General features: G+C 47.2%; 1 protein-coding gene. It reads right to left on the bottom strand.

The window, feature by feature from the left end; translation table 11 throughout:
- Positions 1–540 (bottom strand): EamA family transporter (locus R7Z47_RS26530; protein WP_318130982.1); only part of this gene is annotated, 540 nt, incomplete at both ends.

Raw genomic sequence — 540 nt, forward strand, 5'->3', positions numbered from 1 at the left:
GCCTTGCTTTGATGATGCTTGACCAATACATCCCAGCACCCATTCAATACCGTCGCGAGTACAATTAAGCCCATGCCCGCGATTTGAGTGCGGCTCATTACATCAGCGAAAAAAAGTGATTGCCAAACGGCCGTAAACAACAAGTTGGTAAAAATCAGTGGTGCGAGTTGAGAGCCGCTACTGGCCAGTTGATAGGCTTTTGCACGAAACACTTGAGTATTGATGATCAACATCGACATGACTAATAGCCACAGCACACTAGACTCAACGGATAGTGAGAATGAATGAGCCCCCAACAGTCCAGAGCCATCGTTGATAAGCGCCAAAGGCAGAATAAATAACGCGGCAAAGCTAAACGCCCAGAAGTTGATCTCTAGCGGCGACATATTGCTTTTGCTGACTTTATACAGCGTCAATTGTGAGCCGGAGTTAAACAGGCCACCGGCCAAACCAAGCAGTAAGTCGTATCGCAAAGTAAATTCGCCTTCCGTTCCAGCCAACAACACCACACCACTAAACGCCATCACAATACCAAAAACG

Origin of the sequence: Vibrio sp. 1641 (assembly GCF_033339995.1) — a bacterium.
GTDB lineage: Bacteria > Pseudomonadota > Gammaproteobacteria > Enterobacterales > Vibrionaceae > Vibrio > Vibrio alginolyticus.